We start from the raw sequence: 18539 nt of genomic DNA, 5'->3' as shown, positions 1-18539 counted from the left end.
CGAGTCCCGAGACCAGTCAGGGGCCGTCCCGCTCCCGCGGGACGGCCCCTGACTCGTGGAGCGGGGAGGTCAGCGACCGAGGGCGCTGGCCAGCTGCGTGTCGGCGTCGCGGAAGGTGGCGGCCGCCTGGGTGAGGTACTGGGCCATCCCCTCGAGGCCGGCGATCGTGTTCTTCGCGCCGGTGGTGAACTCGTCGTAGGAGGACTGGAAGCTGCGGCTGGAGCTGTCGGTGACGTAGCCGTCGGAGACCAGCTGGTCGACCAGGCTCTTCAGCTGCCCCAGCAGGCCGTCGATCTCGGTGCGGCCGTTGTTGAGGCGCCCGGCCGCCTCCTCCATCTGCTGGTACGTGACGTTGACGTTCGCCATGGATGGACCCCCATGTGTCGGCTCTCCGAGGCGCGGTCGTCGTCTCGGAGCGTAGTCGTTCAGTGACTGAGGAGTACCGTAACAGTGCGGGCGCCCCCGACGGTGCAGCCGCGCAGGGGTTCCCCCGCGGGGGGGACGCCGTCGCGCGCGCCCTCAGCGCTCGCCCCGGCCGGCGCGCCGCCGCGTCGGACCCCAGGGCTTCCAGATCCCGAGCGCCGCGGCGACGACCAGTGCGGTCCCCGAGACGAACGCCGGGAACAGCAGGTTGAGCGGGCCGCGGCCGAGCTGGTCGGCGAGCACGGGGTCGGTCGACCGGACGAGGGCCGCGGCCTCGGTCACCTGTGGCTGCAGCAGGACGGGCACGAGAGCCACCAGAACCACGTTGAGCACCAGCTTGACCAGCACCCACCGGGTCCGGACGACGCCCCACCGGCTGCCCAGTCCCAGCAGCACGCCGCTGGCGAGGCTGCCCAGCCCCAGCGCGAGCAGCACCGGGACGGCGAAGGTGTGCAGCGCCGTGTAGCTCGACGCCACCAGGAACGGGTCGTCGGAGGTGAACCCGGTGACCGCCAGCACGCCCAGGACGACGTCGGCACCCAGCCACCCCAGCGAGCAGGCCAGGTGCAGGAGCAGGACGAGCCGGCGGGTGTCGCGGCCCAGGCGCAGCCGGACGGCGGAGGTGGGGGCGGTCGCGGTCATCGCGCCCTCCTCGGCGGGGGGATCGGCCGCCCTCGACCGTACGCCGGATCGTGAGGTACCGAAAGATCAGAGACCTGACTGTTGCGCTAGTGTGGCCGCGTGCCCCGGCCCCCCGGCGGCCCGCCCATCGGGCTGCTCCTGGCCCGCGTCGCGCGGGAGGTCAGCCGCGCCTTCGACGCCCGGCTCGTGGCGGCGGGAGGGTCGCGCACGGTGTGGCTGGTCCTGCTCTCCCTGCGCGCCGGCCCGGTGGCCACCCAGCGGGAGCTCGCCGACGCCCTCGGCGTGCGCGCGGCCACGCTCACCCAGCAGCTCGACGCCATGGAGGCGGCGGGACTGGTCGCCCGCGTCGCCGACCCGGGCAACCGGCGGGTGCGCCGGGTGGAGCTCACCGAGGCGGGCCTGCGGCTGTTCGACCGCCTGCGGGATGCGGCACGCGCGCACGACGAGCAGTTGCGCGCCGGGCTGGACGGGGAGGACCTCGCCCGCGTCGCCGCCGTCCTGGAGCGGATGCGCCGCAACGTGGCCGGCGACTGATCGTCAATCGCGGGGGGTTCACACGAAGGGCAAATGGATACGAACAGTTCTCGTTCCGTTGCGAATAGTGGCGTACGGAGCGCAATTCCTGCCTTGCGCCTCGGGTATTCGCGGGGTCCTTATCTCAGCGGGATCGCTGAGGTAGCGTCCGCCACCTCGCTGAGCCGAGGAGAGGCGTGAGCCGATGAGCGTGGGCGTCCGCTACAGCAGTCCTCAGAGCGCTGCGGTGCGCACCCGCAGGCACGCCCCTCCGCCGTCCCCACGCTGTTGTCGGCGGTCCTGATGCCGAGGCGCGGAGCGCGGCGATGAGCCAACTGACGCCTCCTCCCGCGACGGGTGAGGCGGATCGGCACTCCGTCCACGTGGCGACGGGCGAGGACACCACGCAGGTCGACCGCGCTCCACGGACGGCCCGCGGCCGGGTCGGCACCCGCCGAGCCCTGGTGGTCCTGCTCGTCGCGGCCCTGTTGGTGCTGCCCGCCCTGGGGGCGGCCCTGGAGAGCGCCTCTCAGCCGCCGGTCTACGCCATCCAGGTCGAGTTCCTCCACGAGCCCAGCGACACGGCCACGGTGGACAGCATCACGAGGCAGCTCGCCACCCACGCGGTGCTGATCACCCGCCGCGACTTCCTCCAGGGCGCGGCCGATGCCGTGGGCCGCGCCCCCCAGGAGCTGTTCGACTCCGTCAGCGCAGAGCCTGTCGAGGACAGCAGCGTCCTGCGGGTGCAGGTCCTCGACCCGCTGCGGGCTCGCGGTCTGGCAACTGCGGACTACCTGGTCAGTAGATACGCTGCGCAGTCGACACGGATCGCCTCTTTCGCCAACCACGGGACCGTGACCCCTCTCGGGTCCCCCGAGGTCCTCCCGGACCCGGTGTCGCCGCAGCCGCTGCGCGCCGCGGCTGGCGGTCTGCTGGTCGGGATCCTCCTGACGGTGGCGTTGCTCACGCTGCTCCGGATGCGTCGTCAGCGAAGCGGGTATCCCGGTTCGTGACAGCTCTGAGCCCCCCCTCCGTCGGCGCCGTCGGGCGGCGCGTCTCCGCTGCGCTCAGCCGGTGGCGGGAGCCGGCGGTCGGAGCCGGTGAACGGCCCGGACCGCCGGCTCGGGAGCAGGCGGCGGTCGCGGACGTCGTCATCGTGGTGGGCTTCGTGGTCGTCGCGGTGCTGCTCGTCCCGGTCGTTGCCGCGGCGCCGACGTCCGTCGTCGTGCTCAGCGCGGCAGCGCTGCTGGTCGTCCTGACCGCGCTCCGGCCGGTCGGTGCGGTCGTCGCCTTCATCACGCTGAACCCGCTGCTCGCCGGCGTGAGCCGGGGAACGGTCATCCCCTACCTCCGCCTCAACGAAGGCCTGTTGGCGCTCGTCCTGTGCGGCCTGGTGCCCGTCGTCCTCCGGCGGTGGGCCCGATCGGGGTGGGCGGTGCCGCGTGGCGGGCATCGGCTCGACCTCATGGTCTTCGCGTTCGCCTTCACCAGTTCGATCACCACGCTCCTGTGGATGTACGCGCGTGCACGCGACATCACCATGGACGACCTGCTCTACGCCCTCACGCCGTGGAAGCTCGCGCTCCTCTACGCGGTGGTGCGCCTCATCCTCCGCGACCTCCGCGCCGTCCGGTGGGCTCTGGGTGGGGTCCTGGTCTCCGCCGTGATCATGGGTGTGCTCGGGGTCCTGCAGGCCGTGGGCGTCGGACCGGTCATCAACGCGCTGACGGCGCTGGTCCCGCCCGAGGAGAACGGGTACGACCTCGCCAGCAACCGGGCCACGGCGACGCTCGGCAATCCCATCGCCTATGGCGACGTGATGATCTATGCGGCAGTGATCGCTGCGGCGCTCGCCCTGCGTCTGTCCGGCCGGGGCCGCCTGTGGTGGCTGGCGGCAGCGGTCCTGGGACTGTTCGCCCTCGCCTCCGGTCAGGCGTCCGTCGCGGTGGGAGTGGTGATTGCCGGCATCGCCTTCGCGGTGGTGACCGGGACCATCCCGCAAGCTGTGCTGGCGGGCGTCGCCTTCCTCGCCGTCGGGATCCAGGTGCTGCAGCCGGTCCTGGCCGCCCGACTCGACGTCACAGATCCGCAAACGGGTCTGCCCGACTCGTGGACCGGTCCGTACGGCCGCCTGGCGAACCTGGAGCGGTATTTCTGGCCCCCGATCAGCAGTGACTACAACTGGCTGTTCGGGGTGCAGACGGCCGGCCGGGTCCCGGATCTGGTGTTCCGGGGGGACTTCGTCTACATCGAGAGCGGTTACACGTGGGCGCTGTGGAGCGGAGGACTGCCACTCCTGGCCTCGGTGTTGGCACTGCTGGTCGTGTCGGCTCGCACGGGGAGGCGGCTGGCATCGGTACGCCAGCCGGTGATCGGTGCCATCGGGATCACCGTGACGACGGTGGTCTGGGCGGTCGGGGTCCTGATGTTCTTCGATCCCCACCTGACACTTCGAGGCGGCGGGGAGCTCCTGTTCCTCCTCCTCGCCATCGGCGCGACCCTGGACGCAGCCCATCGGCGCGGTCCTGGATCCGAGCCGGGTGCCGGGACGCCGTCGGGTGCGTCGACGCCGCGCGAGGCCACGGTGCAGAGATGACGTCCAGGGTGGGGGGCGCAACCGCGTGCCGGCGCCGGGGTTCCCCGACCCGACTGCTCCTCTCCGGTGGAGGCTCGCGTGACCGTTCCAGCGCCTGAGACGGGCAACCGAGCGCCCGACAGGTGGGCGGCGTGTCCCGAACCCGGGACCGGCTCCTGTCCGTCAGGTGGGCCGCGCCAGCCTCGGCGGCGGCGACCCGTCCTCGTGCTCCTGGTCGTAGTGGCGGTCCTGCTGTCCACGCTGGTGTGGGGCGTCCCGGCAGTCCGCCGCGTCCTGTCGATCGCGGGCACGGCCGATGGCGCCCCGATGGGAGAGGACCCGCTGCAGCGCCGGGTCCTGGCAGAGCTCGCCAGCTTCACGCAGTGGCTCGAGGACAACCGAGCCGAGGGCTACATAGGTGAGATCGGCATTCCCAACGACGGGGATGACCGGTGGATCGACCTGGCTCGGAAGTGGTTCCAGAGCGCCGAGCAGGCGGGGCTCTGGGTGGACGCATGGTCGGTCGGTGACTGGTGGGGGAGCGACTACGACTACTGCCCCTTCGTCGGGACCGGGGAGGGTGCGCCGGCCCCCACGGCCCGACCCGCAGGCCGCCTGCTGACGGAAGTGGCCCGATCGGCGAGCGTGCCCGTGGGCGTCAACGTCAGTGGGGGCGAATTCGGTGCGCCGGGGGGTGGCAACCAGGTCACGGAGTTCTCCAATGCGAACCCCGGCACCTACGGCCGTGACTACAAGTACGCCGACGAGGCGACGTTCCGGTATCTCGCCGCGCAGGGGTTGGACACGGTTCGCCTGCCCTTCCGGTGGGAGCGGATCCAGCCGACGCTCGGGGACGAGTTGAACCGGGCGGAACTCGATCGGCTGCGGGCCGCGGTCCAGCGTGCCCACGAGGCAGGGCTGGGTGCGATCCTCGACGTCCACAACTTCGCCGCGTACCACCTCGACGAGGGTGGCCGTGGGGTGCGGCGGGCCATCGGCAGCCCCCAGGTCGGCCGGGCGGACTTCGTGGACCTGTGGCGACGGTTGAGCGACGCGTTCGCTGACGACCCGGCGGTCGTCGCCTACGACCTCATGAACGAGCCGATCGACCCGGCGTCGACCAACAGGACGTCGGCAGCGCGGTTGTGGGAGGCGGTGAGCCAAGAGGCGCTGACCGCCATCCGCGCCTCCGGCGACCGGAAGCTCGTCATGGTGCCCGGCTACGGCTGGTCACACCTGGGCGGGTGGACCGAAGAGCACCTGAAGGGCTGGATCGTCGATCCCGCCGACAACTTCCGCTACACCGCCCATCACTACTGGCGTCATGACTACGGGACGTCCTACGACACGGAGGTGACCGATGCGGCTGAGGCCGGTTACTAGGCGGTCGACGAGGAGAGGCCCAGCCGACCGTGTCTGCCTCGTGCGCCAACGCGAGTACTACGAGTTGTCGTTGCGACGGGAGGCCGAAGCCCTGCGGGACGCCGGTTTCGACGTCGACATCGTCTGCCTGCGCGAGCCTGGCACCCCGGCCGTCGAGATCGACAACGGCGTGACCCTGCACCGGCTCCCGCTGACGCGCCGGCGGGGCGGTCCCCTGAGTTACCTGTGGGACTACCTGGCGTTCTTCGTGGCGGCGACAGTCACGGTGGCCCGACTCCATGTGCAGCGGCCGTTCCGGGCCGTGCAGGCCAACTCCATGCCCGACGTTCTGGCCTTCACTGCGCTCGTGCCCCACCTGCTCGGGGCCAAGGTCGTGGTCTTCCTCAAGGAGCCCACACCTGAACTCGGTGAGACGAAGTACGGCTCGGTCCGGCTGGCACGGGTGCTCCGGGTCGTCGAACGGGCGGCGATCCGATACGCGGACGTGGTCCTCACGGTGACGGAGGACCTCAAGGAGAGGTACGTGAGCCGGGGGGCGGACCCGGACAAGATCGTCGTGGTGTTGAACGGCCCCGAGGCCCGGCACCTGCTCGAGCACCGTCGCGACGTTCGACCCGATCCGGCGTGGTTCACCGCGGTGTGCCACGGTCTCGTCGATGACCGTTACGGCCACGACACGATGGTCCGCGCGGTGGCGCTGGCCCGGGACCGGATCCCCAACCTGCGCCTCCGGATCACGGGGACCGGGGACTACGTGCCCGAACTCCAGCGGCTCATCGAGCGCGAGGGCCTCCAGGGCCGGGTCCAGTACCTCGGCTGGCTCGACATGCCCCAATTGGTTGCGGAACTCAGCGCGGCCGACGTGGGGATCGTCGCCCAGAAGTCATCGCCGTACTCCAATCTCGTCCACACCAATAAGATGTACGAGTACATGCTCCTCGACATCCCCGTGGTGGCCAGCCGGTTGCGGTCGACGGCCCGGTACTTCGGGGACGACGCCGTGGAGTACTTCGAGCCGGGTTCGGCGGAGAGTCTCGCCGACGCGCTCGTCCGACTGCACGGGGACCCGGACCGGCGGCAGTCCCTGGTCGCTACTGCGCGGGAACGCTGCCGCGAGTTCGGCTGGTCCGCGCAGAAGGAGATCTACCTGTCCGCCTACGCCAGCCTCGGGTTGGGCGGTGATCGGGAGAGGGAACCGCTCGACGTCCGGCCCGCGGTTGCCGAGGACGCCCGAGAAGCGGGGTGAAGGCGAGCCTCCAACCGGCCGACGCGACGCCTGGGACCTCCCGACCCTGCTCGCGCAGCCGGAACCGCGATTCCGGCCTGTTCCGAGCCGTCCGGACCACCCGCCGCCAAGTCAGCGGAAGGGGGGCATCGCGGTCCTGGGCGCCGGGCGCCGTCCTCAGGTGAGCGGAAGGCCCCGCACCGCGTCTCCTGGTCCACGAAGGTGACGGTGAGGTCCGCGGTCGCCTCGCGAGGGCAGGACCGTGCCGTCCGGGCGGTTCAGCGACGTGAGCACCGACAGGCGAGCCAGGCCCGTCACCGGCCCGTAGGAGAGCGGGAAGCGCCACCGTGGTCAGGACGACCGTTCGCGTCCGCGCGCCGAACCCACGGTCGGGAGGTCGAGGGGCGGGGGGCCGGTCCTGACGGTCTGGCCGCGTTGGTCGGTCCACCCAGCAGTGGGTGGCCACTCGTAGCCGGCTTCCCCCGCCCGTCCCTACTGTGACTCCGGTCACACCGAGGGGTCAAGGGCGGTCCGGCGTGTCGTCCGCGACCCCGCAACCCGGCGTGTCAGCCCACGCCATGTCACTGGTCGGCCTCCGCCCCCGGTCCGCTCCTCGCTCGCTGCGATGCTCCGTGGGCGTCAGCCGACGCGGCGCAGCAGGCCGGGGTCCAGCTGGTCCACCGACGTGTGCCCGGTGAGCCCCAGCGTCAGGTCGAACTCGCCCAGGACGTCGGACACGACCTGGCGCACGCCGTCCTCGCCGGCCAGGCCCAGCCCCCACGCGAACGGCCGGCCGAGCAGCACGGCGCGGGCGCCGAGCGCCACCGCGGTGAAGACGTCCGCGCCGCTGCGCACCCCGCTGTCGAGCAGTACCGGGGCGCGGTCGGCGACGGCCGCCACGACGTCCGGCAACGCGTCGAGCGCGGGCACCGACCGGTCCACCTGCCGCCCGCCGTGCGTGCTGACCACGACGCCGTCCACGCCCTCGTCCAGGGCCCGCCGCGCGTCGTCGGGGTGCAGCACGCCCTTGAGGAGGATCGGCAGCCGGGTGCGGCTGCGCAGCCAGGCCAGGTCGGCCCAGGTGATGGACGGCCGCGAGTAGATCGCCAGGAACGTCTCGACGGCGGCCCGCGGCAGCGGCGAGCGCAGGTTCTCCACCAGCGGGCCCGGCCACGCCCGCGCCATCCCGACCAGCGCGCGCAGGGCGGCCATCGTCGGCCGCGGCTGGCGGTCGCGCTGCGCCGCGGCGCCGGCCTCGGTGGCGGCGGGGGCCGTCGCGCGCTCCTCGACCAGCCGCCGGAACACCGGGTCGGAGGTGTACTGCGCGATGCCCTTGCCCAGCGCGAACGGCAGGTGCCCCAGGTCCAGGTCGCGCGGCCGCCAGCCCAGCATCGTGGTGTCGAGGGTGACCACCAGGGCCTCGCAGCCACTCGCCTCGGCCCGCGCCACCAGGCTCTCGACGAGCTCGTCGGACGTCGACCAGTACAGCTGGAACCAGCGCGGCGAGGAGCCCATCACCGCGGCGCACTCCTCCATCGGCACCGAGGCCTGGTTGGAGAAGACCATCGGCACGCCCAGGTCGGCCGCCGCGCGCGCCACCGCGAGGTCGGCCTCGGGGTGCACGAGCTCGAGCGCGCCGACCGGGCCGAGCAGCAGCGGAGCGGGCAGCCGCCGTCCGAACAGCTCCACCGAGGTGTCGCGGACGCTCACGTCGCGCAGCACCCGGGGGACGACCGCCCACCGGTCGAAGGCCGCCTGGTTGGCCCGCTGGGTGGCCTCGTCCCCGGCGCCGCCGGCCACGTAGGCGTAGGCCCGGGCGCTCAGGCGCTCCCGCGCCCGGCGCTGCAGGGCGCGCGCCGCGGTGGGCACCCGCGGGCGCCGGCCGTACACGCCGGCGCGGTAGACCTCGTCCTGCCGACGCCGACCGGTGCCCGCCGCAGAGTCCACCCGGCCACCGTAGTGAGTGCCGCGTCACAGGTTCCGGTCCGGTCCCGGACCGGTTTTCTCCCGACACGCCGCCGCGACACGCGCAACCGGCCGGTAACCCCCGTCCGGCGGGGCTCCGCGCAGGTCATCATGGGAGCGCGCACGGCGCATCCGGAGATGCGGCGGCGTGCAGGAGTTCCAGGGGGAAAGTGCGCGTGCCGGTCCTCACTCGGCCAGGTCCGCGGGCCGGACGCAGCGCCCCGCCGCGCCCCGCGCTCGTCCCGACTGCCACGAGGACGCTGGGCCTGGTGGCCCTCTTCCTGTGTGCCGGCATCGCCGGCGCCGGGCCCGCGGTCGCGGTCGACGACCCCACTCGGCCCGACGCCCGCGTCACCCACGGCCCCAGCTGCCGTCCCGGCGGGGTCGTCGTCGAGGTCACCGGCGGCGCCGTCGCCTACGCCGTCACCCTGGCCACCACCCGCCGGCCCGCAGGGGAGGCCGTCGCGGAGGTGGCCCCCGGCGCGGTGGTCGTGCTGAGCACCGGTGACGTCGACTGGGGCGAGACGATCGACCCCCTGCTGCACTACGCGGCGCTCGACGGCTCGGGTGCCACCTACGTCGACGAGCTCGAGGGCTACAGCTTCACCCGGCCGTCGGCCGAGGACTGCGCCGCCATCGCCGCGCCGCCCGGCGCCGGTACGGTGCCGTCGCCGGGGACCCTCCCCGGGACCCCGCCGGTCGGGCTCCCGGCGCCGGCCGACGAGGCGGTGCCGATGCCGGTGCCCGGCCTGCCCACGCCCGGCGACGTGGCGCCGGCGGCGGTGGACGCGGTGCCGCAGGAGGCGGCGACCCAGGTGCCGCTCCCGGACGACGACGGGGTGCCCTGGCCGGCGCTCGCCGCCGGGGTCGCGCTGCTGGCCGCCGGGGGCGGGCTGGCCGCGGTCTCCGGGCGCCGGGGCTCCCGGCCACAGGCGGCCCCACCGGGCGGTCCGCTGCCTCCCGGGAGCGCCTGAGCGCTCCGTCGGTGACCATGGAGGGGTGCCGCGCCCCGAGGACGCACTCGCGCCGGACCTCTCTCCCGACGACGTCCCGCCCGATGTCGCCCACCTGCCCGGGGTCGCGCCACGCCCGGCCGAGACCTGGCTGCGCATCGTGCAGGTCCACGACCGCATCACCCGGCGCGTCGACTCGGCCCTCCACCGCCAGCACGACATCTCCCTCACCGGCTTCGAGGCGCTCCGGCGGATCGCCGACGCCCCCGAGGAGCGGGCGACCATGGGGGAGGTCGCCGAGGCGATCGGGCTCTCCCGCGCGGCGGTGACCAGCACGGTCAGCCGGCTGGTCGCCGACGGCCTCGTCGTCCGGGAGCGCACGGCCGGGGACCGGCGCCTGCTGCACGCCCGGCTCACGCCGGCCGGGCGGGCCAGGGTCGAGGAGGCCACGCCGACCCACGACGGGCTGGTCGCCCACCTGCTCACTCTCCTGGGTGACGACGCGGCCGTCGTCACCGATGCACTCGCACGGGTGTCTGCGGCGGCCAAGACACGCCGCTGACGAGGGACCCCCCTGCCCCGACCCCCCGCATGCTCGCGGCGGGCCCTGCGGGAGGGCCGTGTCCGGCCCCGATCGGGGGACACTTCAAGCCCGTAGTGTTTCCCGCGTCCCCGACGAGGGCAGGACGCAAACATGCAGGTGGGGATCGAGGAGTGCTCCGTGGTCGTGCCGACGGTCGGCCGGCCCTCCCTCGACGTGCTGCTCGACGCCCTCGCGCAGGCTCCCGGCCCCCGTCCGGCCGAGCTCGTCCTGGTCGACGACCGCCCCTCCGGAGCGCCGCTGCGGCCTGAGCGGCCCGGGCTGCCGCCCGTCCGCGTGGTCCGCACCGGCGGCGGGGGCCCCGCTCGCGCCCGCAACCTCGGCTGGCGCACCGCCCGCACGGAGTGGATCGCCTTCCTCGACGACGACGTCGTCCCCGACCCCGACTGGTACGAGCGGCTCGCTGCCGATCTCACGGCCCTCGGCGCGGATGTGGCCGGCAGCCAGGGCCGGGTCCGCGTGCCGCTGCCCGAGGGGCGGCGCCCCACCGACTGGGAGCGCGGCACCGCGGGCCTGGCCACCAGCTCCTGGATCACCGCGGACCTGGCCTACCGGCGGTCCGCGCTGGCGGCGGTGGGCGGCTTCGACGAGCGCTTCCCCCGTGCCTTCCGCGAGGACTCCGACCTCGCCCTGCGGGTCATGGACACCGGTGCGCGGCTCACCCGCGGGCAGCGGTGGATCACCCACCCGGTGCGGCCGGTCGACCGCTGGGTGAGCCTGCGGGTGCAGGCCGGCAACACCGACGACGTCCTCATGCGCCGCCTGCACGGGGCGGACTGGCGGGAGCGCGCCGACGCCCCGCTCGGCCGCCGTCCGCAGCACCTCGCCGTCACCGCCGCGGGGGTGGCCGCGCTGGGCCTGGCCGCCGCCCGCCGTCCGCGGGCCGCCGCCGTGGCCGCGCTGGCCTGGGCCGCCGGCACCGCCGAGTTCGCCTGGGCGCGGATCGCCCCCGGCCCGCGGGACCGCGCCGAGGTGGGCACCATGCTGGCCACCAGCGCGCTCATCCCGCCGCTGGCCACCTGGCACGTCCTGCGTGGCGTCGTGCAGCACCGGCGCGTGCGGCCCTGGCGGGGGCTGCCCGACCTGGTCCTGTTCGACCGTGACGGCACCCTCGTCCGCGACTACCCCTACAACGGCGACCCGGACCTGGTGAAGCCGGTGCCCGGGGCGAGGGAGGCGGTCGACGCGCTGCGCGCCCGCGGGGTGCGGGTCGGCGTGGTGAGCAACCAGTCCGGTGTCGCTCGCGGGCTGATCACCCGCGAGCAGGTGGACGCCTGCATGGCCCGGCTGGCCGAGCTGCTGGGCCCGTTCGACACCGTCCAGGTCTGCCCGCACGGGCCCGACGACGGCTGCACCTGCCGCAAGCCCGCACCCGGCATGGTCAAGGCCGCCTGCGCCGAGCTCGACGTCGACCCGGCCCGGTGCGTGGTCATCGGGGACATCGGTGCCGACGTCGACGCGGCGGCCGCCGCCGGGGCCTCGGGGATCCTGGTCCCCACCCCGGTCACCCGCAAGACCGAGGTCGCCGCGGCCCGGCGCCGGGCGGACACCCTGACCGCGGCGGTCGACGACGTCCTGGCGGGTGAGTGGTGAGGGGCACCGTGCTCGTCGCCCGGCTCGACTCGGCCGGTGACGTCCTCGTGCAGGGCCCGCTGGTCCGCGCCGTGGCCGCCGGCGCCGACCGGGTCGTGTTCCTCGCCGGGCCTGCCGGGGCGGAGGCCGCCGGGCTGCTGCCCGGGGTCGACGAGGTCTGGACCTGGTCCTGCCCGTGGATCCTCGGCGACCCGCCGCCGGTCGACCCCGCCGACCTCGCCGCGCTCACCGACCGCGTCCGCGCCCTCGCGCCGGACGAGGCGGTCGTCTCCACGTCCTTCCACCAGTCGCCCCTGCCCCTGGCGCTGGTGCTCCGCACGGCCGGCGTGCCGCGGATCTCCGCGATCAGCGTCGACTACCCCGGCTCGCTGCTCGACGTCCGCCACCGGGTGGACGACGACCTGCCCGAGCCGGAGCGGGCCCTGTCCCTCGCCCGGGCCGCCGGGTTCGACCTGCCGCCCGGCGACGACGGCCGACTGGAGGTGCGCCGACCCCTGCCCCCGGTGGCGCATGAGCCCGGGGGCCCCGATCTGTCGCCCGGGTACGTCGTCGTGCACCCCGGCGCGAGCGTCCCGGCCCGCGCCTGGCCGGCGCAGCGCTGCGCGGAGGCCGTCGAGGCGCTGGCCGACGCCGGGCACCGGGTGCTGGTCACCGGGGGGCCGGGGGAGCGGGAGCTGACCGCCGCCGTCGCCGGCACCCGCGGCGTCGACCTCGGCGGGGCGCTGAGCCTGGCCGAGCTGGCCACCGTGCTGGACGGCGCCGCAGCGGTCGTCGTCGGCAACACCGGCCCGGCGCACCTGGCCGCCGCCGTCGGGACGCCGGTCGTCTCGCTGTTCTCCCCGGTCGTGCCGGCCGCGCGGTGGGCGCCCTACGGCGTGCCCGCGCTGCTGCTCGGCGACCAGGACGCTCCCTGCCGCGGCACCCGCGCCCGCGAGTGCCCGGTGCCGGGGCACCCCTGCCTCACGTCCGTGACCGCGGCCGACGTCGTCGCGGCTGTCGAGAAGGTGGTCGCGTCGTGAAGGTCCTGCTCTGGCACGTGCACGGGTCGTGGACGACGGCCTTCGTGCAGGGGGCGCACGAGTACCTGCTGCCGGTGGTGGACGGCCCCGGGGGGAGTCGTGGCCCCGACGGGCTGGGCCGGGCCCGCACCTGGGACTGGCCGGCCTCCGCCCGCGAGGTGACCCCGGAGCAGCTGCGGGAGGAGGACGTCGACGTGGTCGTCCTCCAGCGGGTGCGCGACCTGGAGCTGGTGCGCGAGTGGCTGGGCCGCGAGCCGGGCCGCGACCTCCCAGCGGTGTTCCTCGAGCACAACGCCCCGGGCCTGGAGCCCGACAACGGGCCGGTCCCGCTCACCCGGCACCCGCTGGCCGACCGGTCGGACATCCCGATCGCCCACGTCACGCACTTCAACCGGCTCTTCTACGACAACGGCCGCGCCCCGACGACGGTGATCGAGCACGGCATCGTCGACCCCGGCGAGCGCTGGACGGGGGAGCTGGCCCGCGCCGCCGTCGTCACCAACGAGCCGGTCCGCCGCGGCCGCACGGTCGGCGCCGACCTGCTGCCGGGACTGGCCGCGGTCGCCCCGGTCGACGTCTTCGGGATGGGCCTGTCCGGCCTGCACGAGCGCTACGGCCTCGACCCCGGCCGGGTCGCGCTGCACGACGACCCGCCGCAGGCCGCCATGCACGCCGAGCTGGCCCGCCGCCGGGTGTACGTGCACCCGGTCCGCTGGACCTCCCTCGGGCTCTCGCTGCTCGAGGCGATGCACCTGGGCATGCCCGTCGTCGGCCTGGCCACGACCGAGGCGGTGGAGGCGGTGCCGCGCGAGGCCGGCGTGCTCTCGACCGACCCCGAGCGTCTCTGGGGTGCGGTCCGCAGGTACCTGGACGACGAGGACGCCGCCCGGCTGGCCGGCAAGGCCGCCCGCGCGGCGGCGCTGGAGCGCTACGGGCTCCAGCGGTTCCTGACCGACTGGGACCGGCTGCTGGAGGAGGTGACCCGATGAGGACCGACCGGCTGGGCGCGTGGCCCATGAAGATCGACCTCGTCTCCGAGCACGCGAGCCCGCTCGCCGCCATCGGCGGGGTCGACGCCGGAGGGCAGAACGTGCACGTCGCGGCACTTGCCGCGGGCCTGGCCCGGCGCGGCCACGAGATCACCGTGCACACCCGCCGGGAGGACCCCGACCAGCCCGACCGCGTGACCACCGACGACGGGTACGACGTCGCGCACGTGACTGCGGGGCCGGCGCGGGTGCTGCCCAAGGACGACCTGCTGCGGCACATGCCCGAGTTCGCCTCGGGCCTGCGCCGGACCTGGGCCCAGGCGCCGCCGGACCTGGTGCACGCGCACTTCTGGATGAGCGGGCTGGCCTCCGTCGCCGCCGCCGGGGAGATCCCGGTCGTGCAGACCTTCCACGCCCTCGGCTCGGTCAAGCGCCGTCACCAGGGCGCCGCCGACACCTCGCCGCCGCAGCGGGTCGAGCTCGAACGGGCGCTGTGCCGCAACGTCACCCACGTCGTGGCGACCTGCACCGACGAGGTCTTCGAGCTGCGCCGGCTCGGCCTGGACCGCGACCGCGCCTCGATCGTGCCCTGCGGCGTGGACACCGCGGTGTTCACCCCGAAGGGACCGGTCGCCCCCCGCACCCCCGACCGGCAGCGGCTGCTCGTCCTCGGCCGGCTGGTGGAGCGCAAGGGACAGGACGACGCGGTCCGGGCGCTGGCCGCGGTGCCGGGCGCCGAGCTGGTGGTGGTCGGCGGCCCACCGGCCGACGGGCTGGACGCCGACCCGGAGGTGCGCCGGCTGCGCGCGGTGGCCGCGGAGGCCGGGGTCGCCGACCGGCTGGTGTTCACCGGCGCGGTGGCCCGGGCCGACGTCCCGGCGTGGGTCCGTTCGGCCGACGTCGTCCTGGCCGTGCCCTGGTACGAGCCGTTCGGCATCACCCCGCTGGAGGCCATGGCCTGCGGCCGCCCGGTGGTCGCCACCGCCGTCGGCGGGCTCCAGGACAGCGTCGCCGACGGCGTGACCGGGGACCTCGTCCCGCCCCGGGACCCCGAGCGGCTCGGAGCGGTGCTCGCCGCCCTGCTCGCCGACGACGCCCGCCGGGCCGCCTACGGGGCGGCCGGGGTCCGCCGGGCCCGCACCCGTTACCGGTGGGCCCGCGTGGTCGCCGACACCGAGACCGTCTACCGGCAGGTCCTGGACGGTCCCGTACGCAGCGAGAAGAGCCAGACGAGCCCCGTGGAGGTCGCCCGATGAGCGTCGCCCCGATCGGCGGAGCACCGCACTCCGCCGCCGAGGTCGTGTCCCCCGACGTCTGCACCCACCTGACCGGTGCCGACCACGTCGCCTCCCTCATGGCGGCGCTGCGCTCGCTGGAGGGACAGCTCGAGGCCCTGGACCGCTGGGGACGGATGATCGCCGACGTCCTCTGCGGGGAGTCCCGAGGGCGGCTGCTGGCCGCCGGCAACGGGGGCAGCGCGGCGCAGGCCCAGCACCTGACCGCCGAGCTGGTGGGCCGCTACCGGGCCGACCGCCCGCCGTTCTCGGCCATCTGCCTGACCGCGGAGACCTCGTCCCTGACCGCCATCGTCAACGACTACCCGGCCGACGAGCTGTTCGCCCGTCAGGTCGAGGCGCACGGCCGGGCCGGCGACGTCCTGGTGCTGCTGTCGACCTCCGGCCGCAGCCCCAACGCGGTCGCCGCCGCCCGCCGCGCCCGCGAGTGCGGCATCACCGTGCTGGCGATGACCGGCCCGGCGCCCAACCCGCTGGCCGCCGCCGCCGACGACGCGGTCTGCATCGACTCCCCGTGGACGGCGAGCGTCCAGGAGTGCCACCTGGTCGCGCTGCACCTGGTGTGCGCCGCCTTCGACGCCGCGGTGCTCGCCGAGCCCGCGCGGATCCCCGAGGCGCGGCTCGGGGTCGCCCGGTGAGCGGGGGGCCGCTGGTCGTCGTCGGGGACGCGCTGCTCGACGTCGACCTGGTCGGGACGGCGTCCCGGCTGACCCCCGACGCGCCGGTCCCGGTGGTCGAGGACGTCGAGACCCGCGAGCGCCCCGGCGGCGCGGCGCTGGCCGCGGTCGTCGCGGCCCGGAGCACCGGCCGTGAGGTGGTGCTCGTGACCCCCATGGCCGCCGACGAAGGCGCCGGCCGGCTGCGGGCGCTGCTGGCCGGCCGGGTGCGGCTGGTCGGGATCCCGGCGACGGGCGGGACGGCCGTGAAGCGCCGGGTCCGCGTCGGCGACCACTCGCTGGTGCGGATCGACAGCGGTTCCCCGGCAGCCGGCCTCGGCGCGCTGCCGCCCGAGGCGGCCGACGCGATCCGCTCCGCGGCCGCGGTGCTGGTGGCCGACTACGGCCGGGGGACGACGGCCGCGGCCGACGTCCGGGCCGCGCTCGCGCAGGCCGGCGGGCCGGTCGTCTGGGACCCGCACCCGCGGGGTGCCGACCCGGCGCCCTCGGCCCGCCTGGTGACCCCGAACGGCGCGGAGGCCGCGCGGGTGGCGGCGGCCGTGGGGGTGTCCGCCGACGGCGACGGGCTGGCCGCGGTCGGGACGCGGGCTGAGGCGCTGATCCGGCACTGGGGCGTCGGTGCGGTCGCGGTGACCCTGGGCGCCCGCGGTGCGCTGCTCTCCTACGGCGAGGGCGCGCCGATGGTGGTGCCCGCGGTGCCGGTGACCGGCGGCGACCCGTGCGGCGCCGGGGACTCGTTCGCCGCGGCGGCGGCGCTGGCCCTGGCCGACGGGGCGGTGACCGGCGAGGCGGTGGCCACGGCGGTGGCCGCCGCGGGGGTGTTCGTCGCGCGTGGCGGCGCATCGGCGTGGGACGCCTCCCCGGCGCCGGTGGGAGCCGCCGCGCCGGGTGCCGACGGCGTGATCGCCCGGGTCCGGGCCGCCGGCGGCACCGTGGTGGCCACCGGCGGTTGCTTCGACCTGCTGCACCCGGGCCACGTCGCGACCCTGCGCGCGGCGCGCGGGCTGGGCGACTGCCTGGTGGTGTGCATCAACTCCGACGACTCGGTGCGCCGGCTCAAGGGCCCCTCCCGCCCGCTGGTGACCGCGGCCGACCGCGCGCGGGTGCTGGAGGCGCTGGAGTTCGTCGACGCCGTCGTCGTCTTCGAGGAGGACACCCCGGCCGAGGTGCTCGACCGGCTCCGCCCGGACGTGTGGGCCAAGGGCGGCGACTACGCCGGGGCCGACCTGCCCGAGGCGGCGGTGCTGCGGCGCTGGGGTGGCCAGGCCGTCGTCCTGCCCTACCTCGACGGGCACTCCACGACCGCCCTGGTTGAGCGCTCGCGCGTGTGAGCACGGCGCACTCCGCCTCCCGGGGAGGACCCCGTCCCCCTCACCGCTGGCAGGGTCGGGGCGGGTCGCGGCACCGAGGCCGTCCCGGCGATCCGCAGGACCGCCCCGTCGCGGTGGTGCTGCGGCCGCTCGGCCTCGGTGACCTGCTCACCGGCGTGCCCGCGATCCGGGCGGTGCGCGCCGCGGTGCCGGAGCACCGCCTGGTGCTCGCGACGACGACCGCGCTGGAACCGCTCGCCGGGCTGGTCGACGCGGTCGACGAGGTGCTGCCCGCCCGCGAGCTCGAGCGGCTGGACTGGGCCGGTCCGCCCCCCGAGCTCGCCGTCGACCTGCACGGCAAGGGCCCGGCCTCGCACGTCGTGGTCGACGCCCTCCACCCCGACCGGCTGCTCACCTTCGCCAGCCCCGGCTACCCCGGCCCTGCCTGGTACCCCGACGAGCACGAGGTCCGCCGCTGGTGCCGGCTGGTCGCCGAGGGCCTGGGCGTGGCGGCCGACCCCGACGCGCTCGACCTCGCCGTCCCCTCCGTGCCCTCCCCGGCGCCCCGCGGCGTGGCGCTGGTGCACCCCGGCGCAGCCTTCCCGGGACGTCGCTGGCCGCCGGACCGGTTCGCCGCGGTCGCCCGGCACCTGGCCGCGTCCGGCCTGGACGTGCGCGTCACCGGCGGCCCGGCCGAGGTCCCGCTCGCCCGGGCGGTCGCCGAGGGCGCCGGTCTGGGCGAGGACGCCGTCCTGGCCGGCCGGACGTCGACGCTGGAGCTGGCCGCCGTCGTCGCCGGCGCCCGGGTCGTGGTCAGCGGCGACACCGGGATGGCGCACCTCGCGACGGCCTACCGCCGTCCGTCGGTGGTGCTCTTCGGGCCGGTGTCCCCGGCGCTGTGGGGCCCTCCCCCGCGGGTCGGGCGGGACGGAGGGGCACTGCACGTCGTCCTGTGGCACGGGGACGGCACGGGCGACCCGTGGGGCACCGAGCTCGACCCCGCGCTCGGCGCGATCACCGTCGCCGAGGTCACGGCGGCGCTGGACGGCCTGCTCGCCTGGACCTGAGCTCCGCCCGGGCCGGTACCCGGTCCGGGGTCACTCGTGCGCTGTCCACCCTGGCGAGGCGCACCTGTACCTCTCCGCATGCTCGTGCTCTGCCTGCCTCGCGCACGCAGAGCACGAGCGCGCCGGCGGCACGTGGTGCCGTGGCTGCGTCGTGCTCTGCCTCCCTGGCGCAGGCAGAGCACGAGCGCGCCGGCGGCACGTGGTGCCGTGGCTGCGTCGGGGGGGGGCCGGCGCGGGGGGGGGCGGGCCGCCGCCTCCCCCGGGGGCGGGGGGTGGGGCGGGCGAGAGTGGTTGGGGCCCGCGGGGGGG

The 18539-nt window shown here is 75.5% G+C and carries 17 protein-coding genes; 14 read left to right on the top strand and 3 right to left on the bottom strand.

Annotated features, from left to right (window positions below; genetic code table 11):
* Window positions 1–69: 69 nt before the first annotated feature.
* Both ACI79C_RS05145 and ACI79C_RS05140 read right to left on the bottom strand, forming a co-directional pair.
* Window positions 70–366 carry a WXG100 family type VII secretion target gene (locus ACI79C_RS05145; protein ID WP_456944549.1) on the bottom strand — a complete coding sequence of 99 codons (297 nt, stop codon included), beginning with the start codon at window positions 364–366 and terminating at the stop codon, window positions 70–72.
* A gap of 153 nt (window positions 367–519) precedes the next feature.
* Window positions 520–1065, bottom strand: coding sequence for a hypothetical protein (locus ACI79C_RS05140; RefSeq protein WP_456944548.1), 546 nt, complete (start codon window positions 1063–1065; stop codon window positions 520–522).
* A 99-nt stretch (window positions 1066–1164) separates the two neighbouring features.
* Between ACI79C_RS05140 and ACI79C_RS05135 the strand changes: the two genes are divergently transcribed.
* The 5 genes from ACI79C_RS05135 (at window position 1165) to ACI79C_RS05115 (ending at window position 6782) form a co-directional block, all read left to right on the top strand.
* The gene (locus ACI79C_RS05135; RefSeq protein ID WP_456944547.1) at window positions 1165–1599 is read left to right on the top strand and encodes a MarR family winged helix-turn-helix transcriptional regulator; all 435 of its coding nucleotides are present in this window, start codon (window positions 1165–1167) and stop codon (window positions 1597–1599) included.
* A 305-nt stretch (window positions 1600–1904) separates the two neighbouring features.
* Window positions 1905–2591 (top strand): hypothetical protein, encoded by a 687-nt coding sequence (locus ACI79C_RS05130; protein WP_456944546.1) that lies wholly within the window; start codon window positions 1905–1907, stop codon window positions 2589–2591.
* 143 nt (window positions 2592–2734) lie between these two features.
* Entirely contained in the window at window positions 2735–4174 is a 1440-nt protein-coding gene (locus ACI79C_RS05125) for a hypothetical protein (protein ID WP_456944545.1), read from the top strand.
* Window positions 4175–4393: 219 nt separating this feature from the next.
* Window positions 4394–5536 (top strand): glycoside hydrolase family 5 protein, encoded by a 1143-nt coding sequence (locus ACI79C_RS05120; RefSeq protein WP_456944544.1) that lies wholly within the window; start codon window positions 4394–4396, stop codon window positions 5534–5536.
* A gap of 40 nt (window positions 5537–5576) precedes the next feature.
* Window positions 5577–6782 (top strand): glycosyltransferase family 4 protein, encoded by a 1206-nt coding sequence (locus ACI79C_RS05115; protein WP_456944543.1) that lies wholly within the window; start codon window positions 5577–5579, stop codon window positions 6780–6782.
* A 618-nt stretch (window positions 6783–7400) separates the two neighbouring features.
* On the opposite strand, the gene ACI79C_RS05110 is transcribed toward ACI79C_RS05115, so the two are convergent.
* The gene (locus ACI79C_RS05110) at window positions 7401–8708 is read right to left on the bottom strand and encodes an alpha-hydroxy-acid oxidizing protein (protein ID WP_456944542.1); all 1308 of its coding nucleotides are present in this window, start codon (window positions 8706–8708) and stop codon (window positions 7401–7403) included.
* Window positions 8709–8995: 287 nt separating this feature from the next.
* Between ACI79C_RS05110 and ACI79C_RS05105 the strand changes: the two genes are divergently transcribed.
* From ACI79C_RS05105 to ACI79C_RS05065, 9 genes are all read left to right on the top strand, one after another.
* The gene (locus tag ACI79C_RS05105) at window positions 8996–9700 is read left to right on the top strand and encodes a hypothetical protein (RefSeq protein WP_456944541.1); all 705 of its coding nucleotides are present in this window, start codon (window positions 8996–8998) and stop codon (window positions 9698–9700) included.
* 25 nt (window positions 9701–9725) lie between these two features.
* A complete protein-coding gene (locus ACI79C_RS05100) occupies window positions 9726–10241 on the top strand; it encodes a MarR family winged helix-turn-helix transcriptional regulator (protein ID WP_456944540.1) in 516 nt (171 codons plus the stop codon).
* 132 nt (window positions 10242–10373) lie between these two features.
* A complete protein-coding gene (locus ACI79C_RS05095) occupies window positions 10374–11873 on the top strand; it encodes an HAD-IIIA family hydrolase (protein WP_456944539.1) in 1500 nt (499 codons plus the stop codon).
* Window positions 11870–12892 (top strand): glycosyltransferase family 9 protein, encoded by a 1023-nt coding sequence (locus tag ACI79C_RS05090; RefSeq protein ID WP_456944538.1) that lies wholly within the window; start codon window positions 11870–11872, stop codon window positions 12890–12892. The genes ACI79C_RS05095 and ACI79C_RS05090 overlap by 4 nt, the downstream gene beginning before the upstream one ends.
* Complete coding sequence (locus ACI79C_RS05085; protein ID WP_456944537.1) at window positions 12889–13881, top strand: glycosyltransferase; 993 nt, start codon at window positions 12889–12891, stop codon at window positions 13879–13881. Before ACI79C_RS05090 ends, ACI79C_RS05085 begins: the two co-directional genes overlap by 4 nt.
* Complete coding sequence (locus tag ACI79C_RS05080) at window positions 13878–15137, top strand: glycosyltransferase (protein WP_456944536.1); 1260 nt, start codon at window positions 13878–13880, stop codon at window positions 15135–15137. The genes ACI79C_RS05085 and ACI79C_RS05080 overlap by 4 nt, the downstream gene beginning before the upstream one ends.
* Window positions 15134–15814: a D-sedoheptulose-7-phosphate isomerase gene (locus ACI79C_RS05075; RefSeq protein WP_456944535.1), complete on the top strand. Its 681-nt coding sequence runs from the start codon at window positions 15134–15136 to the stop codon at window positions 15812–15814. Before ACI79C_RS05080 ends, ACI79C_RS05075 begins: the two co-directional genes overlap by 4 nt.
* Complete coding sequence (gene rfaE2, locus ACI79C_RS05070; protein WP_456944534.1) at window positions 15811–17184, top strand: D-glycero-beta-D-manno-heptose 1-phosphate adenylyltransferase; 1374 nt, start codon at window positions 15811–15813, stop codon at window positions 17182–17184. The genes ACI79C_RS05075 and rfaE2 overlap by 4 nt, the downstream gene beginning before the upstream one ends.
* Window positions 17185–17297: 113 nt before the next feature.
* Window positions 17298–18230 (top strand): glycosyltransferase family 9 protein, encoded by a 933-nt coding sequence (locus ACI79C_RS05065; RefSeq protein ID WP_456944533.1) that lies wholly within the window; start codon window positions 17298–17300, stop codon window positions 18228–18230.
* Window positions 18231–18539 lie beyond the last annotated feature (309 nt).

It is taken from the genome of Geodermatophilus sp. SYSU D00697, from assembly GCF_054050175.1.
The sequence above is the reverse complement of the archived record's forward strand: the minus strand, read 5'-3'. Positions and strand labels throughout refer to the sequence as shown.